This window comes from Streptomyces sp. NPDC037083 (genome assembly GCF_055606485.1).
The window spans coordinates 26,474-50,830 of the sequence record NZ_JBVJSQ010000011.1 but is presented as its reverse complement, the minus strand read 5'-3'; the positions used below and the strand labels follow the sequence as shown (position 1 = coordinate 50,830).

27 protein-coding genes and 2 pseudogenes are annotated in these 24,357 nt (G+C 71.4%); 15 read left to right on the top strand and 14 right to left on the bottom strand.

The window, feature by feature from the left end:
• Nucleotides 1-78: 78 nt before the first annotated feature.
• Nucleotides 79-1,017 (bottom strand): tRNA (adenosine(37)-N6)-dimethylallyltransferase MiaA, encoded by a 939-nt coding sequence (miaA, locus tag ACZ7DE_RS27285; protein ID WP_470765609.1) that lies wholly within the window; start codon nucleotides 1,015-1,017, stop codon nucleotides 79-81.
• 219 nt (nucleotides 1,018-1,236) lie between these two features.
• On the opposite strand from miaA, the gene ACZ7DE_RS27280 reads away from it, so the two are divergent.
• Both ACZ7DE_RS27280 and ACZ7DE_RS27275 read left to right on the top strand, forming a co-directional pair.
• Nucleotides 1,237-1,488 carry a hypothetical protein gene (locus ACZ7DE_RS27280; protein ID WP_470765608.1) on the top strand — a complete coding sequence of 84 codons (252 nt, stop codon included), beginning with the start codon at nucleotides 1,237-1,239 and terminating at the stop codon, nucleotides 1,486-1,488.
• Between the two features lie 24 nt (nucleotides 1,489-1,512).
• Complete coding sequence (locus tag ACZ7DE_RS27275) at nucleotides 1,513-1,782, top strand: antitoxin (protein WP_470765606.1); 270 nt, start codon at nucleotides 1,513-1,515, stop codon at nucleotides 1,780-1,782.
• Between the two features lie 173 nt (nucleotides 1,783-1,955).
• Here the strand turns inward: ACZ7DE_RS27275 and ACZ7DE_RS27270 are convergent, their stop codons facing one another.
• The 3 genes and pseudogenes from ACZ7DE_RS27270 to ACZ7DE_RS27260 form a co-directional block, all read right to left on the bottom strand.
• A complete protein-coding gene (locus ACZ7DE_RS27270; RefSeq protein WP_470765604.1) occupies nucleotides 1,956-2,672 on the bottom strand; it encodes a class III extradiol dioxygenase subunit B-like domain-containing protein in 717 nt (238 codons plus the stop codon).
• 145 nt (nucleotides 2,673-2,817) lie between these two features.
• Complete coding sequence (gene miaB, locus ACZ7DE_RS27265; protein WP_470765602.1) at nucleotides 2,818-4,347, bottom strand: tRNA (N6-isopentenyl adenosine(37)-C2)-methylthiotransferase MiaB; 1,530 nt, start codon at nucleotides 4,345-4,347, stop codon at nucleotides 2,818-2,820.
• A 66-nt stretch (nucleotides 4,348-4,413) separates the two neighbouring features.
• Nucleotides 4,414-4,761 (bottom strand): annotated as a pseudogene (locus ACZ7DE_RS27260) (LuxR C-terminal-related transcriptional regulator); the annotation flags it as partial.
• On the opposite strand from ACZ7DE_RS27260, the pseudogene ACZ7DE_RS27255 reads away from it, so the two are divergent.
• A pseudogene (locus ACZ7DE_RS27255) lies at nucleotides 4,756-5,400 on the top strand (cation:proton antiporter); the annotation flags it as partial. The pseudogenes ACZ7DE_RS27260 and ACZ7DE_RS27255 overlap by 6 nt on opposite strands.
• 241 nt (nucleotides 5,401-5,641) lie before the next feature.
• On the opposite strand, the gene ACZ7DE_RS27250 reads toward ACZ7DE_RS27255, so the two are convergent.
• Entirely contained in the window at nucleotides 5,642-6,046 is a 405-nt protein-coding gene (locus ACZ7DE_RS27250; protein WP_470765601.1) for a pyrophosphohydrolase domain-containing protein, read from the bottom strand.
• A gap of 97 nt (nucleotides 6,047-6,143) precedes the next feature.
• Between ACZ7DE_RS27250 and ACZ7DE_RS27245 the strand changes: the two genes are divergently transcribed.
• Complete coding sequence (locus ACZ7DE_RS27245; protein WP_470765600.1) at nucleotides 6,144-7,142, top strand: TAXI family TRAP transporter solute-binding subunit; 999 nt, start codon at nucleotides 6,144-6,146, stop codon at nucleotides 7,140-7,142.
• A 10-nt stretch (nucleotides 7,143-7,152) separates the two neighbouring features.
• Here the strand turns inward: ACZ7DE_RS27245 and ACZ7DE_RS27240 are convergent, their stop codons facing one another.
• Both ACZ7DE_RS27240 and ACZ7DE_RS27235 read right to left on the bottom strand, forming a co-directional pair.
• Nucleotides 7,153-8,565 carry a sensor histidine kinase gene (locus tag ACZ7DE_RS27240; protein WP_470765598.1) on the bottom strand — a complete coding sequence of 471 codons (1,413 nt, stop codon included), beginning with the start codon at nucleotides 8,563-8,565 and terminating at the stop codon, nucleotides 7,153-7,155.
• A gap of 11 nt (nucleotides 8,566-8,576) precedes the next feature.
• Nucleotides 8,577-9,263, bottom strand: coding sequence for a response regulator transcription factor (locus tag ACZ7DE_RS27235; RefSeq protein WP_470765596.1), 687 nt, complete (start codon nucleotides 9,261-9,263; stop codon nucleotides 8,577-8,579).
• 322 nt (nucleotides 9,264-9,585) lie between these two features.
• Between ACZ7DE_RS27235 and ACZ7DE_RS27230 the strand changes: the two genes are divergently transcribed.
• The 8 genes from ACZ7DE_RS27230 to ACZ7DE_RS27195 all read left to right on the top strand — a co-directional run bounded on the left by ACZ7DE_RS27230 (nucleotide 9,586) and on the right by ACZ7DE_RS27195 (nucleotide 16,269).
• Nucleotides 9,586-10,362, top strand: a complete 777-nt coding sequence (locus ACZ7DE_RS27230) for an amino acid ABC transporter ATP-binding protein (protein WP_470765594.1) — start codon at nucleotides 9,586-9,588, stop codon at nucleotides 10,360-10,362.
• 72 nt (nucleotides 10,363-10,434) lie between these two features.
• Nucleotides 10,435-11,298, top strand: a complete 864-nt coding sequence (locus ACZ7DE_RS27225; protein ID WP_470765592.1) for a glutamate ABC transporter substrate-binding protein — start codon at nucleotides 10,435-10,437, stop codon at nucleotides 11,296-11,298.
• 111 nt (nucleotides 11,299-11,409) lie between these two features.
• Nucleotides 11,410-12,075: an amino acid ABC transporter permease gene (locus ACZ7DE_RS27220; RefSeq protein ID WP_470765590.1), complete on the top strand. Its 666-nt coding sequence runs from the start codon at nucleotides 11,410-11,412 to the stop codon at nucleotides 12,073-12,075.
• Nucleotides 12,072-12,980: an amino acid ABC transporter permease gene (locus tag ACZ7DE_RS27215; protein WP_470765588.1), complete on the top strand. Its 909-nt coding sequence runs from the start codon at nucleotides 12,072-12,074 to the stop codon at nucleotides 12,978-12,980. The genes ACZ7DE_RS27220 and ACZ7DE_RS27215 overlap by 4 nt, the downstream gene beginning before the upstream one ends.
• A gap of 177 nt (nucleotides 12,981-13,157) precedes the next feature.
• Nucleotides 13,158-14,789: an FAD-dependent monooxygenase gene (locus ACZ7DE_RS27210; protein WP_470766068.1), complete on the top strand. Its 1,632-nt coding sequence runs from the start codon at nucleotides 13,158-13,160 to the stop codon at nucleotides 14,787-14,789.
• 314 nt (nucleotides 14,790-15,103) lie between these two features.
• Nucleotides 15,104-15,217, top strand: coding sequence for a putative leader peptide (locus ACZ7DE_RS27205; RefSeq protein WP_470766065.1), 114 nt, complete (start codon nucleotides 15,104-15,106; stop codon nucleotides 15,215-15,217).
• Nucleotides 15,218-15,316: 99 nt separating this feature from the next.
• A complete protein-coding gene (locus ACZ7DE_RS27200) occupies nucleotides 15,317-15,844 on the top strand; it encodes a cupin domain-containing protein (RefSeq protein ID WP_470765586.1) in 528 nt (175 codons plus the stop codon).
• Nucleotides 15,841-16,269: a rhodanese-like domain-containing protein gene (locus tag ACZ7DE_RS27195; protein WP_470765584.1), complete on the top strand. Its 429-nt coding sequence runs from the start codon at nucleotides 15,841-15,843 to the stop codon at nucleotides 16,267-16,269. Before ACZ7DE_RS27200 ends, ACZ7DE_RS27195 begins: the two co-directional genes overlap by 4 nt.
• 46 nt (nucleotides 16,270-16,315) lie before the next feature.
• On the opposite strand, the gene recX is transcribed toward ACZ7DE_RS27195, so the two are convergent.
• Nucleotides 16,316-17,107: a recombination regulator RecX gene (recX, locus tag ACZ7DE_RS27190; protein WP_470765583.1), complete on the bottom strand. Its 792-nt coding sequence runs from the start codon at nucleotides 17,105-17,107 to the stop codon at nucleotides 16,316-16,318.
• A gap of 2 nt (nucleotides 17,108-17,109) precedes the next feature.
• Nucleotides 17,110-18,240, bottom strand: a complete 1,131-nt coding sequence (gene recA / locus ACZ7DE_RS27185; RefSeq protein ID WP_470765581.1) for a recombinase RecA — start codon at nucleotides 18,238-18,240, stop codon at nucleotides 17,110-17,112.
• Nucleotides 18,241-18,410: 170 nt separating this feature from the next.
• On the opposite strand from recA, the gene ACZ7DE_RS27180 reads away from it, so the two are divergent.
• Nucleotides 18,411-18,737 carry a hypothetical protein gene (locus ACZ7DE_RS27180; protein ID WP_470766085.1) on the top strand — a complete coding sequence of 109 codons (327 nt, stop codon included), beginning with the start codon at nucleotides 18,411-18,413 and terminating at the stop codon, nucleotides 18,735-18,737.
• Complete coding sequence (locus tag ACZ7DE_RS27175) at nucleotides 18,734-19,426, top strand: hypothetical protein (RefSeq protein WP_470766063.1); 693 nt, start codon at nucleotides 18,734-18,736, stop codon at nucleotides 19,424-19,426. Before ACZ7DE_RS27180 ends, ACZ7DE_RS27175 begins: the two co-directional genes overlap by 4 nt.
• A gap of 185 nt (nucleotides 19,427-19,611) precedes the next feature.
• On the opposite strand, the gene ACZ7DE_RS27170 is transcribed toward ACZ7DE_RS27175, so the two are convergent.
• Nucleotides 19,612-20,877, bottom strand: coding sequence for an AI-2E family transporter (locus ACZ7DE_RS27170; RefSeq protein WP_470765579.1), 1,266 nt, complete (start codon nucleotides 20,875-20,877; stop codon nucleotides 19,612-19,614).
• Nucleotides 20,878-20,937: 60 nt separating this feature from the next.
• Nucleotides 20,938-21,132: a DUF3046 domain-containing protein gene (locus ACZ7DE_RS27165; RefSeq protein ID WP_470765578.1), complete on the bottom strand. Its 195-nt coding sequence runs from the start codon at nucleotides 21,130-21,132 to the stop codon at nucleotides 20,938-20,940.
• A 78-nt stretch (nucleotides 21,133-21,210) separates the two neighbouring features.
• On the opposite strand from ACZ7DE_RS27165, the gene ACZ7DE_RS27160 reads away from it, so the two are divergent.
• Entirely contained in the window at nucleotides 21,211-22,155 is a 945-nt protein-coding gene (locus tag ACZ7DE_RS27160) for a hypothetical protein (protein WP_470765575.1), read from the top strand.
• A gap of 157 nt (nucleotides 22,156-22,312) precedes the next feature.
• Here ACZ7DE_RS27160 and ACZ7DE_RS27155 read toward each other — a convergent pair whose 3' ends face one another.
• Genes ACZ7DE_RS27155 through ACZ7DE_RS27145 form a run of 3 tightly spaced genes read right to left on the bottom strand, consistent with a single transcriptional unit; the run spans nucleotide 22,313 to nucleotide 24,272 of the window.
• Nucleotides 22,313-22,621 (bottom strand): AzlD domain-containing protein, encoded by a 309-nt coding sequence (locus tag ACZ7DE_RS27155; RefSeq protein WP_470765573.1) that lies wholly within the window; start codon nucleotides 22,619-22,621, stop codon nucleotides 22,313-22,315.
• Entirely contained in the window at nucleotides 22,618-23,409 is a 792-nt protein-coding gene (locus ACZ7DE_RS27150; protein ID WP_470765571.1) for an AzlC family ABC transporter permease, read from the bottom strand. The genes ACZ7DE_RS27155 and ACZ7DE_RS27150 overlap by 4 nt, the downstream gene beginning before the upstream one ends.
• Nucleotides 23,310-24,272: an AraC family transcriptional regulator gene (locus ACZ7DE_RS27145; protein ID WP_470765569.1), complete on the bottom strand. Its 963-nt coding sequence runs from the start codon at nucleotides 24,270-24,272 to the stop codon at nucleotides 23,310-23,312. Before ACZ7DE_RS27145 ends, ACZ7DE_RS27150 begins: the two co-directional genes overlap by 100 nt.
• Nucleotides 24,273-24,357: the final 85 nt, after the last annotated feature.

The following is a 24,357-nucleotide window of genomic DNA, read 5'->3' as shown; positions in this document are numbered from 1 at the left end:
TTGGTCGATCGAAGCTCGATGATGGCACGGCGTCGGAGGCCCGGATGACGGGCTGGGCGTCCCGATGCCATGACGTGATCAGGCTGTGACCGGTCGCTCCACGAACGCCAGCGCGAGTTCCGGAAGTTCCGTGAGGTCGGCCGCGGCCCCACTCAACCAGTGCACCCGCGGATCGCGCCTGAACCAGGAATCCTGACGGCGCGCGAAGCGCTTGGTGGCACGCACGGTCTCGTCGCGCGCCTCGGCCTCGGTGCACTCACCGCTCAGGGCCGCCAGGACCTGCTGGTAGCCGAGCGCGCGCGAGGCCGTACGCCCCTCGCGCAGGCCCCGCGCCTCCAGCGCGCGGACCTCGTCCACGAGCCCCGCGTCCCACATCCGGTCGACGCGGCGGGCGATGCGCTCGTCGAGTTCGGGACGCGCCACGTCCACCCCGATCTGGACCGTGTCGTAGACGGAGTCATGACCGGGCAGGTTGGCCGTGAACGGCTTGCCGGTGATCTCGATCACCTCGAGGGCCCGGACGATGCGGCGGCCGTTGCCGGGCAGGATCGCCTGGGCGGCCTCGGGGTCGGCGGCGGCCAACCGGGCATGCAGCGCGCCCGAACCGCGCAGTGTGAGCTCCTCCTCGAGCCGGGCGCGGACCTCGGGGTCGGTACCGGGGAACTCCAGGTTGTCGACGGCGCCGCGGACGTACAGCCCGGAGCCGCCGACGAGGATCGGCCAGCGGCCCTGGGCGAGCAGGGCGTCGATCCTTTCGCGCGCCAGCCGCTGGTACTCGGCGACGGAGGCGGTGACCGTGACGTCCCAGACGTCCAGGAGGTGGTGCGGGACGCCGGCGCGCTCCTCGGGCGTCAGCTTGGCGGTGCCGATGTCCATCCCTCGGTAGAGCTGCATGGAGTCGGCGTTGACGACCTCGCCGCCGAGCCGCTGTGCCAGGAATACGCCCAGATCGGACTTTCCTGCTGCGGTCGGTCCGACGACGGCGATGACGCGGGGGGCGGGGGGTGCGCTTCTCACGGGACCAGTCTCGCAAACGTCGGCCCCGCCCTCGAACGAGTTACGTGACGGCGTCCGTCCGAGGTCGTTGCCCGTTGCGGGATTCCCGTCGCCCTTCGCGGGGCGGCGCCCCCCGGTGGCGCGAACGGACGCACCGGACGACGCGGGATTTCGCCCGCACGAGTACCGTATGGAGTTGATATGGGCGTTTTGGCGCGACTTTTCCGGAGGTCGAAGTCCTTGGAGGAGCCTGCGACGGAGGAGGCGGCCGTCGCCGCCGATTCCTCGGCCGACGCGCCGCACGACGGCGCCGAGGCGGAGCAGACCGCCGAGGCCCCGAAGGAGGGGGCCGAGGCCGGGGACGTCACGCACACGGTGACGGGTACGGGGCCGGCCGAGGAGCCCGCCGCCGCCGACGGCGTCGAGATCCCCCACCAGCAGTCCGCCGAGGAGACGGCCGACAGCGAGGCCGACGAGGGCGCCCGCACGTAACCCACCCGCCAGGGAAGGTGACCCATGGGTCTCATGGACAATTTGAAGGCCAGGCTGGCTCCGGCCAAGGGCAAGGTCTCGGACCTCGCGCACCAGCACGGAGACAAGGTCCATCACGGTCTCGACAAGGCCGCCCAGGCCGTCGATCACAGGACCAAGGGCAAATACAGCGACAAGATCCATACGGGCACCGACAAGGCCAAGGGGGCCATGGACCGGCTCGCACACAAGGACGAGCGCTCCACTGGCGGCGGCGACACGTTCGTCCCGCCGAACCCCCCGCCGGCTTCCTGACCGGTTGTCGGACGGCGGACGGCCGCGGAGCGGGAACGCTCGCGGCCGTCCGCCGTCCGCCGTCCGCCGTCCGCCGTCCGAGACCCTCCGGCCCCGCAGCCGTGCATCCCTGCGGCGGTGCGGCGGTTGCGGCCCTGTGACAGTGCGGCCCTGTGGTGGTGAGGCCCAGACCGCTAGGACCAGGTCGCGACCATGTATCCCACGCCGTACGGCGCGTCCTCGTACAACAGCGCGCCGGTGAGCCCGGCGTTCTCGGCGGCACCCGCGAGCACCTGCCAGGGCGCCCGGCCCGAGGCCTTGAGGTCCTGCGCCAGCGCGGAGTCGAGTGCCCTGAGGGCCGCCAGGTCCGCCGCGCCGAGCGCCCGCGCGACCTCCGCGTCGAAGGGCGCGGCGCGCTCGTCGAGATAGCCGGGCGCCTTGAGCGTCCGGCACGCGCTGGCGTCGCCCATCACCAACAGGGCGACCCGTCCGGGCGCCGCGCCGATCTGCCTTCCCGCCTCGACGCACCGTGCGGTCGCGAGCGGCTCCCCCACGCCGAGCCCCTCGACCGGGGAGGCCGACCACCCGGTCCGTTCCAGCAACCAGGCGCCGACGGCGAGGGACGGCGGAAGGTCGCGGTCGGTCGGCGCGTCCCCGTCGCCGCGGCCCAGCCGCACCGAGAGGTCCACGCCGAAGCCGCGGAACGAACCCCGCGCGCCCTGCGGATGCGGGCCGCGCCCCGCCTCATCGGCGGGGCCCACGACCACGAGCCGGTCCGGCCTGGCGGCGGCCAGCACGGCCAGCGCGTCGGAGCAGGCGCTACGGGCGGCGTCCAGCTCGGGAGCGGCGCCCGCGGCCACCTCCGGCACGAGGAGGGGCGGACAGGGGCAGACTGCGGCGGCGACAAGCATGATCGGCAGGGTAACCCCGTGGGCCGCGCCCGACCACGGGCTCCCGCCCCGTCCACCGGGCGTGGCGCCCGCCCCGGTGTACCGGGGGCATCGTCGCCTGCCCCCGTGTACCGGGGGACCGTCGGCCGGGCCCGTCCCGGCCGGGTCAGTCGCAGCCGCAGCCGCTGCCCGTGGCCACCGGAAGCGGCGCGGGCACACCGATCTTGGGCAGACCGAGCAGGACGCCGGCCGGCTTCGCCGCCTTCTCCGCGGTGCGCTTCTCCCAGGCGTCCCCCGCGCGCGTGCGGCGCACGTCGATGACGTCGCCCTCGGCCAGGAGGTGGTGCGGAGCGGCGTAGGTGATCTCGACCGTCACCACGTCACCGGGCCGCACCTCCTGCTCCGGCTTGGTGAAGTGGACCAGGCGGTTGTCGGGGGCGCGGCCGGAGAGGCGGTGGGTGGCGCCGTCCTTGCGGCCCTCGCCCTCGGCCACCATCAGCTCCAGGGTGCGGCCGACCTGCTTCTTGTTCTCCTCCCAGGAGATCTCCTCCTGCAGGGCGACGAGACGCTCGTAGCGCGCCTGCACGACCTCCTTGGGGATCTGGTCCTCCATGGTCGCGGCCGGGGTGCCGGGCCGCTTGGAGTACTGGAAGGTGAACGCCTGCGCGAAGCGGGCCTCGCGGACCGCGTGCAGGGTCTGCTCGAAGTCCTCCTCGGTCTCGCCGGGGAAGCCCACGATGATGTCGGTGGTGATCGCCGCGTGCGGGATGGCGGCGCGGACCTTCTCGATGATCCCGAGGTAGCGCTCCTGCCGGTAGGAGCGGCGCATCGCCTTCAGGACCGTGTCCGAGCCCGACTGCAGGGGCATGTGCAGCTGCGGCATCACGTTGGGCGTCTCGGCCATGGCGGCGATGACGTCGTCGGTGAAGTCGCGCGGATGCGGAGAGGTGAAGCGGACGCGCTCCAGGCCCTCGATCTGCCCGCAGGCGCGCAGCAGCTTGCTGAAAGCCTCGCGGTCGCCGATGTCGGAGCCGTAGGCGTTGACGTTCTGGCCGAGCAGGGTGATCTCGGAGACGCCCTCGGCGACCAGCGCCTCGATCTCGGCGAGGATGTCGCCGGTGCGGCGGTCCTTCTCCTTGCCGCGCAGGGCCGGGACGATGCAGAAGGTGCACGTGTTGTTGCAGCCGACGGAGATCGACACCCAGGCCGCGTAGGCGCTCTCGCGCCGCGTCGGCAGGGTGGAGGGGAAGGCCTCCAGCGACTCGGCGATCTCGACCTGCGCCTCTTCCTGCACGCGCGCGCGTTCCAGCAGGACGGGCAGCTTGCCGATGTTGTGCGTGCCGAAGACGACGTCCACCCAGGGCGCCTTCTTCACGATGGTGTCGCGGTCCTTCTGCGCGAGACAGCCGCCGACCGCGATCTGCATCCCGGGCCGGCTCGCCTTCCGCGGCGCGAGCCGGCCGAGGTTGCCGTAGAGCCGGTTGTCGGCGTTCTCGCGCACCGCGCAGGTGTTGAAGACGACGACGTCCGCGTCGCCGTCCGACCCCTCGGGGGCCCGCACGTACCCGGCCTCCTCGAGCAGCCCGGACAATCGCTCGGAGTCATGGACGTTCATCTGGCACCCGTACGTGCGGATTTCGTAGCTCTTGGGGGCTTGGACGTCCACTGCGAGGCTCCGGTCGCTGCTGCTGGTCATGGCTCAAGGGTAGGCGCTCCGCGGAGAACGCCCGCCGCCCCTCCGCTCACGGGCCCGCACCCGGCCTCAGGGGTCGATCAGGCCGGCGCGGATCGCGTAGCGGGTGAGTTCCAGACGGTCGCGCATGCCTGGCTTGTGCAGGAGGGTGGCGCGGTGCCGTGCGACCGTCTTGGCGCTGATGAAGATCAGCGCGCCGATCTCCCTTGATGTGTGGCCCTCGGCCACGAGCTTGAGTATTTCCTCCTCGCGCTCGGTGATGGGCCGTTCGGGCCGGCCGTCGACGTCGCCGCCGCGGTGCAGCCGGTCCAGGTACGAGCGGACGAGCGCCCGCTCCGCGCCCGGGTAGATGAACGGCTCGCCGCGCACGACCGCCCGGCACGCCTCGACCAGGTCCCGGTCGGCAGCGGAGTCCAGTTGCGGTACGGCCGGGTCATCTCGCGTTTCGTGTCGAGCGACGATCCGGAGAAGCTGCTCCTGGTCGTGCTGGGCCTGACGATCCTGGTCGCGGGCGTGGCGCAGCAGCTGCAGGTGTCCGCGGCGGTCGGGGCATTCCTGGTGGGCATCGCGCTGTCCGGGGAGGTCGCCGAGGGCGCGCACACCCTGCTGAGCCCGCTGCGGGACCTGTTCGCCGCCGTCTTCTTCGTCTTCTTCGGGCTGCACACCGACCCGGCGAGCATCCCGCCCGTCCTGCTGCCGGCCCTCGCGCTGGCGGTCGTCACCGCCGCGACGAAGATCGCCACCGGTTACTGGGCGGCCCGGCGGTCCGGGATCTCGGTCAAGGGGCGCTGGCGGGCCGACGGCGCGCTGGTGGCACGCGGGGAGTTCTCGATCGTCATCGCCGGACTGGCGGTCACTGCCGGAATCGAGCCGTCCCTCGGACCGCTCGCGACGGCGTACGTGCTGATCCCGGTCGTCATGGGCCCCCTCACCGCCCGCTACACGGAGCCGCTGGCGGCGTGGTGGGCACAGCGCCGGGAGCCTCGGGACGGAGCCGGGGACGGCACACCGGAGCGCCTGCCCGAGGCGCGGACCCAGACACCGGTGGACGACTGAGGCGGACGGGGGAGGCGCGATCGTGGACGGCGAAGGCCACCCGGGTGCGCGGACCGCACGGACCGCACGGACCGCACGGACCGCACGGACCGCACGGACCGCACGCAAGGCTCCCCGCCGTCGCCGGCCAACGCCGGTCCGCTCCGGTCAGAAGCTCGATGGCCCGGGCGTCCTCGCGGCCCGGGCGTCCTCGCGGCCCCGCCGACACAGCCGACGCGGCCGACGCGGCGACGCGGCCGGGTCACGCGACGCCGGGCGCCCACCCCTGTCGGCGCAGCACCGCGGACACGTCGGGCGCCTCGTAGTACTCGCCCTTGAGGACCTTGCCGTCGGCACGGCGGGCGACCTGGCCGTCGGGGCCCAGCTTGGTCATGTTGGAGCGGTGGATCTCGGCGAGAACCGCGTCGAGGTCGATCCCGTGCACCAGAGCCGTGCCGTACGCGACGTACACGACGTCGGCCAGCTCGTGCGCGAGCCGGTCCAGCGGACCGCTCACCGACACCTCGGCGACCTCCGCCGCCTCCTCGGCGAGCAGCTCCCCGCGATGGGCGGCGAGTCGGGGGGACACCTCCGTCGGCGTACTGCGGGCGTCGAGCCCGAAGGCACGGTGGAACTCACGGACGAGATCGGCGGGCGAGGAACTCATGCACCGACTGTAACGACGACCACTGACAGGGCCGTCCGCACGGGCCTGGGGGCCCCGCCCTGGTCAGCACCTCGCACGGGCTGGCAGGATCGCGGGCATGTCCAAGGTGTTCTCCGGTATCGGCAGGCGCGGCGTCCTGCGGGGCGCGGCCGTCGCCGTCGTCGCCATGGGGCTGCTGCTGTGGTGGCTGCTGCCGCTGGGCGAGGAGCCGCCGAGCGGTTCGATCACCTTCAGCACGGGCACGACGAGCGGCGTCTACTACGAGTACGGCAGCCAGCTGCGCGACGCGCTCGCCAAGGACATGCCCGAGCTCAACGTGGACCTGACGACCAGCAACGGGTCGCCGGAGAACGTCGAGCGCGTGGCGACGGGCGAGGCCGACTTCACCATCGCCGCGGCCGACGCCGTGCAGACGTACGAGGCACAGCACCCCGGCGCCTCCGCCCGGCTGCGCGGGGTGGCCCGGCTGTACGACGACTACGTCCAGCTCGTGGTGCCCCGCGACTCGGACATCCGCTCCATCGCCGACCTCCGGGGCAGGACCGTGGCGACGGGCCTGCCCCGCTCCGGTGTGCGACTGATCGCCGAGCGGGTGCTCAGGGCGGCGGGCCTGGACCCGAAGAAGGACATCAAGGCCGCGACGGAGGGCATCGACACCGGTCCCGAGAAGCTGAAGCGGGGCGAGATCGACGCCTTCTTCTGGTCCGGCGGCGTGCCGACGGCCGGGCTGGAGAAGCTCGCCGACACCTTCACCTTCCGGTTCGTGCCGATCAGCTCCGAGCTCGTCGCCCGGATGCACGACCAGGACGACTCGACCGGCTACTACCGGGCCACGAACATGCCCGAGTCGGCCTACCCCACCATCCAGAACGGCTCCACGGTGGCGACGATCGCGGTGTCCAACCTGCTGATCACCCGCACGGACATGGCTCCCCGGCTCACCGAGTGGCTGACCCGCACCGTGATCAAGAGCCGGGACGGCATCGGCGCGCACGTGCACTCGGCCCAGCTGGTCGACCTGCGCACGGCCATCTACACCGACCCGCTGAAGCTGCACGAGGGCGCCCGGCGCTACTACCGCTCGGTCAAGCCCTAGAAGCCTGCCGCTACGACGTCGGCGACCGGGGCACCGACACCGTCGCCGTAAGTCCGCTCGGCTCGTGGTGGGCGTACGACAGGGAGCCGCCGCCCGCGGCGAGCAGCGCCCGGGAGATGGACAGCCCCAGACCCGAGCCCTTGACGTTCTGGTGGCGGCCGCTGCGCCAGAAGCGGTCGCCCACGCGCGTGAGTTCCTCGTCGGTCAGGCCCGGCCCGTTGTCCGTGACGACGACGGTCGAGGTGTCGCCGTCGGCCACGACCGCGACCTCTACGCGCTCGCCCTCCGGCGTGAACTTCACGGCGTTGTCGATGACGGCGTCCAGCGCGCTGGACAGCGTCACCGGGTCGGCCCACGCCGTGGTGGGCGGGCAGTCGCCCACCAGTCGGACGCCCTTCGCCTCGGCGGTGGGCGCCCAGGCGGCGACCCGCTCGGCGGCCAGCGCGCCGATGTCGGTGACCCGCAGGTCGGCCTCGGCGTGCTCGGCGAGAGCCAGATCGAGCAGGTCGTCCAGGACCTGTGCCAGGCGCTTGCCCTCGTTCTGGACTGAGGCGATCTCCTCGTTGCCCTCCGGGAGCTCGTACCCCAGCAGTTCGATGCGCAGCAGCAGCGCGGCGAGCGGGTTGCGCAGCTGGTGCGAGGCGTCGGCGACGAAGGCACGCTGCTGCTCCAGCACGTCCTCGACGTTGTCCGCCATCTCGTTGAACGCTCCGGCCAGCCGCCGGAGTTCCGGGGGCCCGCCGGCCACCGCGACCCGGGACTTCAGCCGGCCGCTCGCGATCTCGTGGGTGGTGGCGTCCAGGACCCGCACCGGCCGCAGCACCCAGCCGGTGAGCCGCAGGGCGGCGCCGATGGCCAGCAGCATCGCGGCGACCTCGCCCGCGCCGACCGTCAGCCAGCCGTGCAGGATCCGGGACCGCATCGGCCCGGTGGGTGAGTCGGTGACGACGACGGCGACGACGTCGCCGTCCCGGATCACCGGCGAGGCCACGATCAACCGGTTGCGCTGCCACGGCCACACCTGCCGGGGGTCATGGCTGCGGCGGCTGAGCTTCGCTTCCTCGAAGGCGTCCCGCACCTCGCCCGTTTCGGGGAGGTACCAGTCCCGCGGGGCATGAGCCATGGGGGTGTCGGTGCCGTAGAAGACACCGGCGCGAATGCCGTAGACGTCGTAGTAGCTGGCGAGCTCCCGGCTGAGCGTCTCGCGCCGCTCGTCGGTCGACGCCGACGTGGAGTCGCCCGTGCCCGACGAGGAGGCGGTGACGAACTGGGCCAGGGCCGCGAAGCGCGCGGTGTCGTCGATGCGGTCGACGACCACCTTCTGCTGCTGGGCACCCGCCACGCTGATCGCCAGCGGCACCCCGAGGGCCAGCAGCACGGCCGCCATCAGGACGATGAGCAGCGGCAGAAGACGTGTACGCAATCCGGTCCCCGCTATGCGGCCGGGGTGACGAGCCGGTAGCCCACGCCCCGCACGGTCTCGATCAGCGCCGGCATGCGCAGCTTGGCGCGCAGCGAGGCCACGTGCACCTCCAGGGTGCGCCCGGTCCCCTCCCAGCTGGTGCGCCACACCTCGCTGATGATCTGTTCCCTGCGGAAGACCACACCGGGGCGCTGGGCGAGCAGCGCCAGGAGGTCGAACTCCTTGCGGGTGAGCTGGACGACCGTGCCGTCCACCGTGACCCGGCGGGTGGGCAGCTCGATGTGCACGGACCCCAGTCGCAGCCCGCTCTCCTGCTCGGCGGCCGGGTCCTCGTGGACGGTGCGGCGGCTGACGGCGTGGATGCGGGCGAGCAGCTCCCCGGTGTCGTACGGCTTCACCACGTAGTCGTCGGCGCCCAGGTTGAGGCCGTGGATGCGGGAGCGCACGTCGGAGCGGGCGGTCACCATGATCACCGGTGTGGCGGTGCGCTTGCGGATCTTGCCGCAGACCTCGTACCCGTCCTGGTCGGGCAGGCCGAGGTCGAGCAGGACGACCCCGAAGCCGGGGCCCTCCGGGACGAGCGCCTGCAGCGCTTCCTCGCCACTGCGCGCGTGGGTGACGTGGAAACCGTGCCGCTTCAGGACCGCGGACAGGGCGGCGGCGACATGGTTGTCGTCCTCGACGAGCAGCAGTCTCATCCCGGCCTCCTCCGGTTCGGTTCCTCGGGCATACGGTCTGACTCACTCCGACGGGCGGGCGGTTTCGCGACGCACGAAAAAATGCGGGCACACGCGTGTGTGCATCATGGCAGTCACGCTGATGGACGAGGACGCCGTCAAGAGGGTTCCGGTTGCACGGGCCTTTAGTTATCCGGCCGATACGCCCGCAGGTCACAAGTGCTACGACGTGTGTCCGATTGCTATCGGATCGTGATGCTCAGATTCCCCTCAGATGTAATGACGCTGGTCGGGGCGGGTCACTACTGTCCTGCGAAACCGAGGAGGACGGAGCCCCCGAGCGATGACCGAAGTATCGGTGACCAAGGAAGACGCGGTACCGAGCGGTGACCTGGTCGTCCTGAAGAGCGTCAACAAGCACTTCGGCGCGTTGCACGTTCTCCAGGACATCGACCTGACGATCACCCGCGGAGAGGTCGTCGTGGTCATCGGCCCCTCCGGGTCCGGGAAGTCGACCCTGTGCCGCACCATCAACCGGCTGGAGACGATCGACGAGGGCGCGATTACGATCGATGGCAAGCCCCTCCCGCAGGAGGGCAAGGCGCTGGCCCGGCTGCGCGCCGACGTCGGCATGGTTTTCCAGTCGTTCAACCTGTTCGCGCACAAGACGGTGCTCGAGAACGTGATGCTGGGCCAGATCAAGGTCCGCAAGATCGACAAGAAGAAGGCCGAGGAGAACGCACGCGCCCTCCTCGACCGGGTCGGCGTGGGCACCCAGGCCGACAAGTACCCGGCGCAGCTCTCCGGCGGCCAGCAGCAGCGCGTCGCCATCGCGCGGGCGCTGGCGATGGACCCGAAGGTCATGCTCTTCGACGAGCCGACCTCGGCCCTCGACCCCGAGATGATCAACGAGGTCCTGGAGGTCATGCAGCAGCTGGCCCGGGAAGGCATGACGATGATCGTCGTCACCCATGAGATGGGTTTCGCACGATCGGCTGCAAACCGCGTGGTGTTCATGGCGGACGGACGCATCGTCGAAGAGGCTGCGCCCGACCAGTTCTTCAGCAATCCGCGCAGCGACCGTGCCAAGGACTTCCTGTCGAAGATCCTTCACCACTGATCTGCCCCCTGGCTGAACCCGCAGAGCCCGCAGCGCCCGCAGTACCTCACCACTCTTCTTAAGGAAGTCACCATGAAGCTTCGCAAGGTCACCGCCGCCTCGGCCGCAGCCCTCGTCCTCGCCCTGACCGCCACCGCGTGCGGCGGCGACAACAAGGACGACGACACGAGCAGCAGCGCCAGCGCCGGCGGCGGTGGCGGCAAGATCAAGGTCGGCATCAAGTACGACCAGCCCGGTCTGGGCCTGAAGAAGCCCGACGGATCCTTCGCCGGCTTCGACGTGGACGTCGCCACGTACGTCGCCAAGCAGCTCGGCTACGAGCCGGACCAGATCGAGTTCGTCGAGACCAAGAGCGCCGACCGCGAGAACGCCCTCGCGCGCGGCGACGTCAAGTTCATCGCGGCCACCTACTCGATCAACGACGAGCGCAAGAAGAAGGTCGACTTCGCCGGCCCGTACCTGCTGGCCCACCAGGACCTGCTGGTCAAGTCGGACTCGGACATCTCCAAGGGCACGGACCTCAACGGCAAGAAGCTGTGTTCCGTGGTCGGTTCGACGTCGGCGCAGAACGTCCAGAAGTCGATCGCCCCGGACGCGAAGCTCAAGCAGGTGAGCTCCTACTCGGAGTGCATCGCCGGCCTGCAGAGCGGCGCCGTCGACGCGGTGACCACCGACGACTCGATCCTCGCCGGCTTCGCCGCCCAGGAGCAGTACAAGGGCAAGTTCAAGCTCGCGGGCCTGAAGCTGAGCAACGAGAACTACGGCGTCGGCGTCAAGAAGGGCGACACCGCCACCGTCGACAAGATCAACAAGGCGCTCGAGCAGATGGTCAGCGACGGCTCCTGGGACAAGGCCGTGAAGGCCAACTTCGGCCCGGCGAACTACAAGAACGAGCAGGCCCCGAAGATCGGCGTCGTCGTTCCGAACCCCTCGTAACCAGAGCTCAGCCATAGCGGGGTTCCTGCGGTGCGCCGCCGTCCGTCGCGATCACGGCGGCGGCGCGCCCCGCCCTCCTCATACGCCACCCACCCGGAAGCGCGGGAGATCGTGTTCGACTTTCTTGAAGGTTACGACGTCCTAGGGGCGTTCTGGATGACGGTGAAGCTCACCGTCATCTCCGCCGTGGGCTCCCTGATCTGGGGCACCCTGCTGGCCGCGATGCGAGTGAGCCCGGTCCCGCTGATGCGCGGGTTCGGCACCGTCTACGTCAACATCGTCCGGAACATCCCCCTGACGGTCATCATCCTGTTCAGCTCGCTCGGCCTCGCGGACATCTTCGGCATGACCATGGGGAGCGACGACTTCGACGTCCAGGGTTTCCGGCTGGCCGTGCTCAGCCTGGTCGGCTACACCGCGGCCTTCGTGTGCGAGGCGATCCGCTCCGGCATCAACACCGTGCCGCTCGGTCAGGCGGAGGCGGCCCGGGCCATCGGCCTGAGCTTCAGTCAGACCCTGAGGCTCATCGTGCTGCCGCAGGCCTTCCGCTCGGTCATCGGACCGCTGGCCAACGTCCTGATCGCGCTGACCAAGAACACCACGGTGGCGGCCGCCATCGGCGTCGCCGAGGCCGCCTACCTGATGAAGACGATGATCGAGAACGAGGCGCAGACGCTGCTCATCGGCGCGGTCTTCGCGTTCGGGTTCGTGGTTCTGACCCTGCCGACCGGCCTCATCCTCGGCTGGCTCAGCAAGCGACTGGCGGTGAAGCGATGACCTCGGTCCTGTACGACACTCCCGGACCTCGCGCCAAGCGGCGCAACGTCCTCTTCTCGGTGCTCTTCACCGTCCTGCTCGCCCTCCTCCTGTGGTGGGTGTGGCAGAAGATGGAGGACAAGGACCAGCTCACCTCCGCGCTGTGGAAGCCCTTCATCGAGTCCGAGGCGTGGACGACCTACCTGCTGCCCGGCCTCGCCAACACCCTGAAGGCAGCGGCGCTCGCCATGGTGATCGCCCTTCCGCTGGGCGCCGTCTTCGGCATCGCCCGCCTCTCCGACCACCGCTGGGTGCGCGGCGCGGCCGGCACGGTGGTGGAGTTCTTCCGGGCCATCCCGGTGCTGCTGCTGATGCTGTTCGCCAACGAGTTCTACTCCCGCTACACCGACGTCGGCAGCGAGGACCGCCCCTTCTACGCCGTCGTCACCGGTCTGGTGCTCTACAACGCGGCAGTCCTCGCCGAGGTCGTCCGGGCCGGCATCCTCTCCCTGCCCAAGGGCCAGACGGAGGCCGCGTACGCCATCGGTCTGCGCAAGGGGCAGACGATGAGCAGCATCCTGCTCCCTCAGGCGGTCACCGCGATGCTCCCGGCGATCGTCAGCCAGCTGGTGGTCATCGTGAAGGACACGGCGCTGGGCGGTGTGATGATCGGCTTCACCGAGCTGCTCAACTCGCGCGGCACGCTCGCGGCCAACTACGCCAACGTCGTTCCGAGCTTCATCGTGGTCGCGGTGATGTTCATCCTGTTGAACTTCATCATCACCAGCTTCGCCGGCTGGCTGGAGCGCTACCTGCGGCGCAGCAAGCGCAGCACGGGCGCGGTCCTCGGCGCCGACAAGGTCGACGAGCTGAACGCGGCAGAGGTCGGCGGCACCTACGGCACCGGCGCCGGAGGCGGCATCTGACACACGCTCAAGGAACCTGACTGGTACGGAAGGCAGTGGCGGGCGCGCCGCTGCCTTCCGTCGCTTGACGCAAACAACGACAATGGGTTGCATACGTTCTGTGATCGTGCACCCTGCTCCACCCTGTTGTTCACTCAAGCCCGCGAGGACACCGTCGAAGGCAGGGAGCGCCGCGCCGTGGACCCGGTGATCATCGTCGGAGCGGGGCCGGTGGGGCTCACGCTCGCCCTGGCGCTGGCGCGTCAGCAGGTGCCGTCCGTGGTCCTCGACGAGGGCCCCGGCAAGGACGAACCGCGGCTCGCGCGCACGGTCGTACTGCGCGAGGACACCGCGGCCCTCATGGCACGGCTGACCGGAGCCCCCCTCGACCGGGCCGGGCTGCGCTGGGCCGGATGGCGGTCGATGCGCCGCAAGCAGGTGATCCGCGAGGTCGCGTTCGACGACACCCTCGAAACCGCCGACCCCGCTCCCCTGCACATCGCCCAACACGTGCTGACCGGCGCCCTGCGCGCCGCGCTCGAGGGCGAGCGGCTGGTGAAGATCGTCGTGGACAGCCGGCTGGACGGTGTCGAACAGGAGCCCTCCGGCGTCACGGCCCACACGCGCGGCCCCAAGGGCACCTGGTGGCGTGGCAGTCACCTGGTCGGGTGCGACGGTCCGCGCTCCACCGTCCGCAAGCTCCTCGACATCCGCTTTCCCGGCCGTACCGCGGTGGAACGACACGCCGTGGCCGCCCTGCGCGCGGAACTTCCGTGGGCGGACGAGGCGTTGCTCCATCGGACGCCGCCGTGGCGGACGACCGGCCCCTCTGCCGGGGAAGTCACCGGACGTCCGCTGCCGGACGGCGTCTGGCGACTGGACTGGCTGCTGCCGCCGGGCAAGGACCTCGTCACGCCCGAACTGCTGGTCGCCCGTGTCCGCGAGACCCTGACAGGCTGGAGCGGCGGCTCCACGCCCGCCTACGAGCTGCTGGACACCGGCGTCCACACCGTGCACCACCGGCTGGCCCGCCGCTGGCGCGTGGGGCGGGTCTTCCTCGCCGGGGACGCCGCGCACCTGCTGGGCGCGTTCGGCGCGCAGGGCCTCGACGAGGGCCTGCGCGACGCCGACAACCTCGCCTGGAAACTCGCGCTGGCCTGGCACCACGGGCGGCACGAGACACTGCTCGACAGCTACCAGGAGGAGCGGCGCGCGGCCGTCTCCGCCCGGCTGCGCGCCGCCGACCAGGCGCTGCCGCTGCTGCGCGGCGGCGGTGGCATAAGGGCGTACGTGCCCGGCGCGGCCCGCGGTCACGACGTGCTGCTCACCGACGGCCACCTGGGGCGCGGCCCCCTCGGCGCGCCCGGCGGCTACGAGGGCTCCCCTCTCGCGCCCCGTCGTCTCGACGCGGAGGTGCCGGTGGGCACACCCCCCGGCGCGCAGGTCCAGGACGTTCGCGTGACGGCGGAGGACGGCACGTTCGTCCAGCTGCGGGACCGCCTCGGGCGGGGCGCGCTGCTCGTCCTGTTGATCGCGCCGGGCACCGGCGTGTGGGAGCGCCGGCACTGGGTGGGCGCCGGGATCATGCCACGGCTCGCCGCCGCGGTGACCGCCCTGCCGAGCCCGGCCGAACTGCTGGTGGCGGAGAGCTATCCGGGCGCGGCCGCCCACACCGTCCTGCTGATCCGGCCGGACGGCCATCTGGTCACCGCGCTCAACGGAGTGCGCCCGGCCGATCTGTACGCCGCGGCGGAAGCGGCCGTGGGAGGCCCGGCGAGGGCGCAGGCGACGTCCGCGGCGGGGGCGGCGGCGGGCACCGCGGCGAAGTGACGTCGGGGGGAGCGCGACCGCACCCCGCTCCCCCGGACGACCGAGCCATCGCGCAACCTCGACCTCGCCACTACGCGCCCCGGCAAACCCACAGGCCGATAGCCGCACACCCCCCACAGCCGCACAACCCCGCAGGCCCCTTAGCCGCACGCCCCCACAGCCGCACAACCCCGCAGGCCCCTTAGCCGCACGCCCCCACAGCCGTGCAACCCCGCAGGTCCGCAGGTCCGCAGGTCCGCAGGTCCGCAGCCGCAACCCCACAGCCGTACTGACTGTCACTGTGCGGTCCACATGGTGACAGTGAGTTGACCGAGGTGGACCGGCGTGGTGTACTCCGGATCGTGACCGACACCGATGTGCGCCTGTGGCGGAGGGTCCATATGGACCTCGTCCGCTATGCGGGCTGCGTGTGTCGTCCGTCCTGCTGAATTCGCATCCCCTGTCCCATCGGCGCGCGCCGCCGCTGCGCATCCGCGCTCGTGCGCCCGCCTGCGCGCCTCCCCGCGAACATTCACCGGACGGTACCCGTGTCTGTCTCCCCCTCCCTGCCCGCCGCCGTCGCCGCGCCGACGCAGGCGGACCTCCTCGACTTCGTCCGACGCACGGCCGCCGATGCCGAGCTCATCTCCTCACTGCCCCTCGACCCCGAGGGCCGCACCTGGGTCCGTCTGGAGGGCCCCGGCGGCAGCGAGGCCTGGCTGATCGGCTGGCCGCCCGGCTCGGGCACCGGCTGGCACGACCACGCCGACTCGGTGGGCGCCTTCCTGACCGCCCGGGGGGCGCTGAAGGAGTACTCGCTCAACGCGCGGCTACCCACCGACGGCTGGAAGACCCTGGAACTCGCGGACGGCATCGACCGGGAACGCTCCCTCACCGCCGGCCGTGGCCGATCCTTCGGCCGCCACCACGTCCATGAGGTCCTCAACGAGTCCACCGAGGAGCACGCGGTGTCCGTGCACGCCTACTACCCGCCGCTGCCGCGCATCCGCCGCTACAGCCGCACGGGTCACGTGTTGCGGCTGGAGCAGGTCGAACGTCCGGAGGACTGGCAGTGAGCGGCGCGAACGCATCTCAGGACCGTCGGGCGGACGGCCAACGCCCCCTGGGCATAGACGAGTTGCTCGAACGAGTACGTTCCGGGTACGCGCGCGTGGAGGCGCGGGAGGCCTACGAGGACGCTCGCGCGGGCCGGGCGCTGCTGGTCGACATCCGCTACGCGGCCCTGCGCGAGCGGGACGGTCTGATCCCCGGCGCCCTGGTCGTCGAGCGCAACGAGCTGGAGTGGCGTCTCGACCCCCAAGGCAGTCATCGTCTTCCCGAGGCCACGGGGCACGACGTGCGGGCGATCGTGATCTGCAACGAGGGCTACGCGTCGAGCCTCGCCGCGGCGTCGCTGCACCAGCTGGGGCTGCACCGGGCCACCGACCTGGTCGGCGGTTTCCAGGCGTGGAAGGCGGCCGGGCTCCCGGTGACGCCGTAGCGGGTCGCGGCGGGCGGGCCCAGTCCGTCTTCGGTCCTCGACGGGCTCAGAACGCGTCGCCCTCCAGGAACTCCGTTTCCTCGCCCTCTTCCTCCAGCGCCTGCCGGACCACGCGCAGGGCCATGCCCTCGGGGTAGCCCTTGCGCGCGAGCATGCCCGCCAGGCGACGCAGTCGCTTGTCGCGGTCGAGTCCGCGGGTCGAGCGCAGCTTGCGGGCGACGAGTTCGCGCGCCGTCTCCTCCTCCTGATCGGAGTCGAGCTGGGAGACGGCCTCGTCGATCAGCGCCGAGTCGACGCCCTTGGTCCGCAGTTCCTGGGCTAGCGCGCGCCGGGCCAGTCCCCTGCCGTGGTGACGGGACTCCACCCAGGCGTCCGCGAAGGCGCTGTCGTTGATCAGCCCGACCTCCTCGAACCGCGAGAGCACCTCCTCCGCCACATCGTCCGGGATCTCCCGTTTGCGCAGGGCGTCGGCGAGTTGCTTCCGCGTGCGCGGGGTCCCGGTGAGCAGGCGCAGGCAGATCGCCCGTGCCCGCTCAGCCGGGTCCCCTGAAGACGCCCCCTGCTCGGCCCTCGACGAGGAAGCGGCGTCTTCGTCCTCGGCGGACGGTTCTCCGAAGCCGCGCCGACGGCGCCCACGCCCGCCACGTGGACCGCCTTCGCCGCCGCGCCGTGCCCGGCCGCCTCGGGGCCGGGCGTCGCCGTCCGCCCGCTCGCTCCGGCGCCGGACGCCGTCCGACCGGTCGTCGCCGTCCTGGGCAGGGCCGTCGTCGATCCCGCTCTCCTCCTCACGGGGGACGTCGGGGTAGACGTAATCGGCCCAGTCCGTTCGTCGCGTCACGGTCAGCTCTTGGCGGTCGCGGCCTTGGTCTTGGCGGCCTTGGCGGCGGGAGCGGGAACCGCCTTGGCCGCGTCCTCCGCGAGCGTGCCCGCAGCCACCGCGGCGTCCGCGCCCGGTTCGGCGACGGGCTCCTCGGGGCGCACGCCGACGCCCAGCTTCTCCTTGATCTTCTTCTCGATCTCGTTGGCGAGATCGGGGTTGTCCTTCAGGAAGTTACGGGCGTTCTCCTTGCCCTGACCGAGTTGGTCGCCCTCGTACGTGTACCAAGCACCGGCCTTGCGGACGAAGCCGTGCTCCACGCCCATGTCGATCAGACCGCCCTCGCGGCTGATGCCCTGGCCGTAGAGGATGTCGAACTCGGCCTGCTTGAAGGGCGGCGCGACCTTGTTCTTGACGACCTTGCAGCGGGTGCGGTTGCCGACGGCCTCGGTGCCGTCCTTCAGGGTCTCGATGCGCCGGATGTCGATACGCACCGAGGCGTAGAACTTCAGGGCCCGGCCACCGGTCGTGGTCTCCGGGGAGCCGAACATGACGCCGATCTTCTCGCGGAGCTGGTTGATGAAGATCGCGGTGGTCTTGGACTGGTTGAGCGCGCTGGTGATCTTCCGCAGCGCCTGGCTCATGAGACGGGCCTGGAGACCCACGTGGCTGTCGCCCATCTCGCCCTCGATCTCCGCACGCGGGACGAGCGCGGCGACGGAGTCGATGACGATCAGGTCGAGGGCGCCGGAGCGGACCAGCATGTCCACGATCTCCAGAGCCTGCTCGCCGTTGTCGGGCTGCGAGAGGATCAGGTTGTCGATGTCGACGCCGAGCTTCTTCGCGTACTCGGGGTCGAGGGCGTGCTCCGCGTCCACGAACGCGACCTGGCCGCCGGCCTTCTGGGCGTTCGCCACCGCGTGCAGCGTCAGTGTCGTCTTACCGGAGGACTCCGGGCCGTACACCTCCACCACACGGCCGCGCGGCAGGCCGCCGACGCCGAGGGCGACGTCGAGTGCGGTCGACCCGGTGGGGATGACCTCGATGGGCTCGTTCGGCCGCTCGCCGAGGCGCATCACGGCACCCTTGCCGAACTGCCGTTCAATCTGTGCGAGTGCGGCGTCCAACGCCTTCTCGCGGTCGGTTCCTGCCATGGGTTCCACCCGATTTGCTTGAGTCGATCGCTTCACGTCAAAGACGCTAACGCCTGCCACTGACAATGCGTCCTGACGCCGGTCCGGCCTGTGGATAACTCAGGGGTTTACCCATCCAAAACGGGACGAAATGCTCGCCGAACGCTTCTCCGGAGCTTCCATCAGAATGGATGTTCGATTTCCGTGTCAAGCGCACCACGCGGCACTCCCGAGACCGTGTCCACCGAGCCGACGACACCCCGGACCGGCCCGACGCAGCCGCCGCGCCGCCGGCCGCGCCCCGGGCTCCCGGCTACTTCGCGGGGCGTACGGCAGGTGTCTTCGGCCGGACGACGACGGCGATCGACGCGGCCGGGAAGCTCGGTGCATGGACGTGGACGAGCAGAGGACCAGGCAGCCCCGAGGCGAAGCCTCACCGGGACGTACGAGCCCACCACGGCACCCTGGGTACGCGGGTTCCCTCCATCGGCTCCACGGGGCGACCGCGCTCCTTCTGATCCTCTCCGGCCTCTTCCACCTCGTGGTGTTCGCCGTGGACGGCGGCCCGTGGAACGGTCCCGTCTCCTGGCGCAAGCCGGTGACCTTCGGGCTCTCCTTCGGAGTGACGCTGCTGGCGGTCGTCTGGGTGACGTCGTATCTGCGGATGGGGCCGCGGCTGCGCACCGCCCTGCTCGGGGTGTTCGCCGCCGACTGCGTGGTGGAGGTCGGGGGGATCACCCTCCAGGCGTGGCGCGGAGTGCCCTCGCATCTGGACATGGAGACGCCCTTCGACACGGCGGTGTCCATGACGCTCGCGGTCGGCGGCGGGGTCCTGGTGGTGCTCCTCACCGCGTTCGCCGTGATCTCCTTCCGGAACCGTCCGACGGGCCCCGTCGGAATGGGGCTCGCGGTGCGCTCCGGTTTCGCGATCCTGCTGGTCGCGCTGGCCTCGGGCGCGGCGATGATCGCGCGCGGGGTCGTACTCACCCGCACCGGGCACCAGGAGGCCGCGTACCGGTCGACGGCCTCGCTGAAGCCGCTGCACGGGGTCGCTCTGCATGCGGTGCTGGTGCTGCCCGCGCTGGCCTGGCTGCTGTCCCGCACATCCTGGAGCCGGACGACGCGCCGGCGGATCGTGACGGCGGCGGTGGGCTGTTACGCGGCCGCGGTCGCCGCTGCCGGGGTGTGGGCCGTCCTCACGTACTGACGTGCTGACGCCCTGCCTTGCTGCCTTGCTGATGTCCCGGCGCACCGACGCACCGACGATCTACTAGGTACTGACCGACCGACTGACCTACCGCCCCCGGTGACGCTCGCTCCCGTTTGCCGACTCGGCCGTCGGCGCCACCCACCCCGGCCGGTCCTCCCTTCCTCGATCGGCCCCTCCGGTCCTCAGCCGGTCCCCCCTGAGCCCCCTGAGCCCTGCCCCGGCCCGCCCGTCCGGTGTCGCACACGCGTCCACAGCCCCCGCGCGCGGGTGAGCGGTCCCTCGCCCCGGTCCCGGTGGCCGTGCACGCGGGGATCGTCCGTGACGGCGTAGCGCTTCACGTACGCGCCCAGGAACGCCTGCAGCGTGGCGACCGCCGGGATGGCGATCAGCGCGCCGACGACGCCCAGGAGGGCGGTGCCGGCGACGACGGAGCCGAAGGCGACGGCGGGGTGGATGTCGACGGTCTTCGACGTCAGCTTGGGCTGCAGCATGTAGTTCTCGAACTGCTGGTAGACCACGACGAAGATCAGCACCCAGAGCGCGTACAGCGGCGAGACCGTGAAGGCGATCAGCATGGGCAGGGCGCCCGCGAGATAGGTGCCGATGGTGGGGATGAACTGCGAGACCACGCCCACCCAGACGGCGAGCACGGGCGCGTAGGGGATCCCGAGGGCCTCCAACAGCACGTAGTGCGCCACGCCGGAGATCAACGCCATCAGCCCGCGTGAGTACAGGTAGCCGCCGGTCTTGTCGACGGCGATCTCCCAGGCACGCAGCACCTCGGCCTGCCTGGCCGGGGGCAGGACCGAGCACACCGCGCGGCGAAGGCGAGGCCCGTCGGCGGCGAAGTAGAACGAGAACAGGGCGATCGTCAGCAGCTGGAAGAGACCGCCGAGGACCTGTGTGGAGACGTCCAGGACTCCTGCGGCGCTGTTCTGGGCGTACTTCCTCAGCCAGTCGGAGTGGAGCAGGCCTTCCTGGATGTCCACGCGTCGGAGTTCGGTGTGGAACGTGGTGTTGACCCAGTTGATCACCGAGTCCAGGTAGTCCGGGAAGCCCTCGATCATCTTGATGATCTGTCCGGCGAGCATCGAGCCGAGCAGCGTGAAGAAACCGGCCACGACGATCAGCAGGCTCAGGAAGACCAGGAACGTGGCGAGCCCCCTGCGCATCCCGCGGGCGGACATCCGGCTGACCGCCGGCTCCATGGCGAGGGCGAGGAAGAACGCGATGAGGATGTTGAGCAGCAGGCCGATGAGCTGGTGGAAAGCCCAGGTGCCCAGTTGGAAGGCACCGAAGAGGGCGAACGCGAGCACCATGGCGCGTGGGAGCCAGCGCGGCATGCGCGCGGCCTGCCCGGCGTCGCCCTGGACCGGGGGCGGCCCCGGGGGCGTACCGGGCGGGGATGCGTTCTGGGCGGAGTGCCCGGTCTCGTCAGTGGGTGCCACGGACCAAGTCTCGCCTACGCCACCGACAATCGGAGCGCCCCGGGCGATCTTCGCGGAGGATCAGCGCATCTCGTGCGGAACGTTCATCGCCGTGCACACCACCCGCCACACGTCCTTGGCGTCCCAGCCGTCCGCCAGCGCCTCGTGCACGGTGCGTCCGCCGAGCTCGGCCATCACGTGGTCGCGCGCGAAGGTCTCCGCGTACCCCGTGCCGAAGTGCTCGTCCATCCGCTGCCAGAAGACCGTCAACCGCATGACACCAGTATCCCGCGCGCGGGGGTGCCCCTCGCCGGGACCGCCTGCCGAGACCGCTTTCCGCCCTACGGTCTGACCATGGCCGAAACCGGAGCATCCCCACTCCCCCCGACGCCCCCGGCGCACTCCCCGCTCTTCCGCGCCGAGCACTTCGTCTGGCTCACCGCGCGCGTGCTGGAGCAGCGCCTCTTCGCACACGACTTCCTCCACGGCGCCGCCGAACCCGTCGAGACCGCCCTCGACGCCTACCGCAACGAGGACGGCGGATACGGCCACGCGCTCGAACCCGATCTGCGCGGCCCCGTCAGCCAGCCCCTGCACACCGTGCGCGCACTGCGCGTCCTGGACTCGATCGGGTGCCTCGGCGGCCGGCGTCTGGAGCGGGTGTGCCGCTACCTGACGTCCGTCTCCACCAGCGACGGCGCGCTGCCGGCGGTCCATCCCAGCCAGCGCGGGTACCCCGTTGCGCCCTTCATCCCGGTCGTGGACGACCCGCCCAGCGAGCTGCTGTCCACCGGGCCGGTGGTGGGTCTGCTGCACCGCAACGAGGTGTGGCACGCCTGGCTGTTCCGGGCCACGGACTTCTGCTGGCAGGCCGTGGACTCGCTGGAGCGGTCGCACCCGTACGAGGTCGAGGCGGCCGTGGCCTTCCTGGACTCGGTTCCCGACCGCCCGCGCGCGGAGGCGGCCGCCGATCGCCTGGGCCGTCTGGTGCGCGACCACCGGCTGGTCGTGCTCGACCCCGACCGCCTCGACGCCTATCCGGTCGCCCCCGGTTACGCACCGGGTGAGCATCACTTCCCGTACGACTTCGCGCGGACACCGCAGTCGCTCGCGCGCGCGTGGTTCACCGACGACGAGATGACCCGCTCTCTGGATCATCTGGCCGGCGAGCAGCAGAAGGACGGCGGCTGGCCCGTCCGATGGCGCTGCTGGGCGCCCGGCATCACGCTCGAGGCACGCCCCATGGTGACGATCGAGGCGCTGCGCACCCTGAGGGCCTACGGCCGCGCCATCGGCTGAGCCGGTCCGACGACCGTGAAGCGTGGCCTCTAGCCTCCGGGCCGTGGCCACGCCCTCCGCCGTCCCCCACGTCCGCCCTCCGCTCCCTCCCCCGCGCGCTGCTGTCCGTTTCCCTGCCTCGCCCTTTCCCTGTCTCTCCCGGCTCCTGGCCCGCCCTTCACCCGCCCAGGGCGCGCATCCCCGCCGTGACCGCCACGGCGGCCGCGACGACCAGCAGGAAGGGGGCCCGCAGCACGAGGGCGACCACGGCCGCGGCGAGCCCCGCGGCCCTCGCGTCCAGCACGAGCGCATGCCCGTCCGCGAAGGTCTGCTGGGCCGTGAGGGCGGCGAGCAGGGCGACGGGGAGCAGGGCCGCGAACCGTCTGACGAGAGGGCGTTCGAGGAGCCCCGCGGGGACGAGCAGCCCGGCGAGCTTGACGGCGTAACAGCCGAGAGCGGTCGCACCGACCGCGATCCAGGTGTTCACCGCTCCCCCTCCTGCCCGGTGTCGCGTCGGCCGCCCGCCCGCCGAACGGTCGCGTCCTGGCCGATCGTCTCCTTGTCGGTCGCGCGCCGGCCCTCGAGATACAGAACGACCGGTACGGCCAGCGCGGCCCCCAGGACGGGCACTCCCGCGGGCAGAACCGGCAGCAGACCGAGCCCCAGGAGCACCGCGAGCCCGGCGACGGCCCGCTCGGCGGCGCTCTTCAGCATGGGCGCGAGCAGCGCCAGGAAGACGGCGGGCCCGGCCACGTCGAGTCCCCACGCATCCGTGTCCCCGAGGGCCTCGGCGCCCAGGGCGCCGAGCAGAGTGGTGAGGTTCCACAAGACGTACAGGCTCGCGCCGGTGACGGCGAAGCCGATGCGGGCGGCCCGCCGTCGTCGCTGCGCCAGCGAGACCGCCGTCGTCTCGTCGATCACCCAGTGGGCGGCGAACGGGCGCACCGCGCGCGGGAGGTTCAGCGACTGCGACAGACGCAGGCCGTAGAACGCGTTGCGTACGCCCAGGAAGAACGCGCCGGCGGCCGCCGTCAGCGGACCACTGCCCGCCGCCAGCGCCCCGACGAGCGCGAACTGGGACGCGCCGGTGAACACCAGGAGACTGAGCGCGCAGGTCTGCCACACCGAGAGTCCGCTGCCTGACGAGGTCACCCCGAAGGCGAATCCGGAGAGCCCTACGGCGACTCCGACCCCGAGGGCGTCGCGGACGACGGCGGTGTCGGGCCTTCCCCGACTCTCGGCTCGTACGTCTGTGCGCGCTGTCTGTTCTGCCACGACCAGGACGGTAGGAGCGGCGGCTCCCCCGGGTCTTGTACGTTCTTGCGCTCCCGTTGGTAGGCCCCCGGCGGGACTCCCACGATCCGGGCGAAGTGACGGTTGAGGTGCGGCTGGTCCGTGAACCCCACGGCGACCGCTGCCTCGGCGGGCGCCGTCCCCGCGTCCAGCAGCCGCCGTGCCCGGCGTACCCGGGCATCGGTGAGCCAGGCGTGGGGCGGCAGCCCGTAGGCGTCCCGGAAGGCCCGCAGCAGGGCGAACGGGCTGGTCCCGAGATCTGCGGCCAGTTGCTCCAGCGTCGGCGGTTCGACCAGCCGTTCCTCCAGCACGGCACGCGCGCGTGCGGCGATACGCGCTCCGGCCGACCGGATCTGGCGCTGCGGCAGCGGCCCGCCGTTGAGCCGCAGCAACCGTGTCACCGCCACTCGCAGGAGGGTGTCGGCGGCCAGGGCGTTGCCCTCCTCGGCGGCTCGGAGCACCTGGTGCACCAACGCGACGGCGTAGGGATCGTCGAGCACGGGACTGACGAATCCCGGGGCGCCGCGAAGGGTCGTCGTCTCGGCAGCGATCCCGGCCACGACGTCGGGCGACGGGTACACGGCCCCGTATCGCCAGCCCTCCGGCACCCCGGCCCGCCCGGTGTGCGGGGTGTCCGGGTTGACCAGGGCGAGCGCCCCGGCCCCCGCGTACTGATCGGCTCCGCGGTGGGCGAAGACCTCCACCCCTTCGGCGATGGCGGCGATCACGAAGTGCTCGTGGGTGTGACGCACGAACGCCTTGCGGACATACCGGGCGCGCAGCAGATCGACGCCGGGCAGCTCGGCATACCGCCAGTGCCGCGCCAGCTCACTCGAACCCGCCATGCCCCCATTCTCCGCGACGACCGAATCGCCCCGGCCTCCCGTCTCCCCACTGGCCGTCTCCCTGCTTCCGGTCCCCCGGCCTCTC

What these genes read in the sequence shown, in the direction of transcription:
- ACZ7DE_RS27275 (WP_470765606.1), top strand. Translation starts at nt 1,513, where the DNA reads ATGGGTCTCATGGACAATTTGAAGGCCAGGCTGGCTCCGGCCAAGGGC.
- ACZ7DE_RS27270 (WP_470765604.1), bottom strand. Translation starts at nt 2,672, where the DNA reads ATGCTTGTCGCCGCCGCAGTCTGCCCCTGTCCGCCCCTCCTCGTGCCG.
- miaB (WP_470765602.1), bottom strand. Translation starts at nt 4,347, where the DNA reads ATGACCAGCAGCAGCGACCGGAGCCTCGCAGTGGACGTCCAAGCCCCC.
- ACZ7DE_RS27250 (WP_470765601.1), bottom strand. Translation starts at nt 6,046, where the DNA reads ATGAGTTCCTCGCCCGCCGATCTCGTCCGTGAGTTCCACCGTGCCTTC.
- ACZ7DE_RS27245 (WP_470765600.1), top strand. Translation starts at nt 6,144, where the DNA reads ATGTCCAAGGTGTTCTCCGGTATCGGCAGGCGCGGCGTCCTGCGGGGC.
- ACZ7DE_RS27235 (WP_470765596.1), bottom strand. Translation starts at nt 9,263, where the DNA reads ATGAGACTGCTGCTCGTCGAGGACGACAACCATGTCGCCGCCGCCCTG.
- ACZ7DE_RS27230 (WP_470765594.1), top strand. Translation starts at nt 9,586, where the DNA reads ATGACCGAAGTATCGGTGACCAAGGAAGACGCGGTACCGAGCGGTGAC.
- ACZ7DE_RS27225 (WP_470765592.1), top strand. Translation starts at nt 10,435, where the DNA reads ATGAAGCTTCGCAAGGTCACCGCCGCCTCGGCCGCAGCCCTCGTCCTC.
- ACZ7DE_RS27215 (WP_470765588.1), top strand. Translation starts at nt 12,072, where the DNA reads ATGACCTCGGTCCTGTACGACACTCCCGGACCTCGCGCCAAGCGGCGC.
- recA (WP_470765581.1), bottom strand. Translation starts at nt 18,240, where the DNA reads ATGGCAGGAACCGACCGCGAGAAGGCGTTGGACGCCGCACTCGCACAG.
- ACZ7DE_RS27180 (WP_470766085.1), top strand. Translation starts at nt 18,411, where the DNA reads ATGTTCGATTTCCGTGTCAAGCGCACCACGCGGCACTCCCGAGACCGT.
- ACZ7DE_RS27165 (WP_470765578.1), bottom strand. Translation starts at nt 21,132, where the DNA reads ATGCGGTTGACGGTCTTCTGGCAGCGGATGGACGAGCACTTCGGCACG.
- ACZ7DE_RS27160 (WP_470765575.1), top strand. Translation starts at nt 21,211, where the DNA reads ATGGCCGAAACCGGAGCATCCCCACTCCCCCCGACGCCCCCGGCGCAC.
- ACZ7DE_RS27145 (WP_470765569.1), bottom strand. Translation starts at nt 24,272, where the DNA reads ATGGCGGGTTCGAGTGAGCTGGCGCGGCACTGGCGGTATGCCGAGCTG.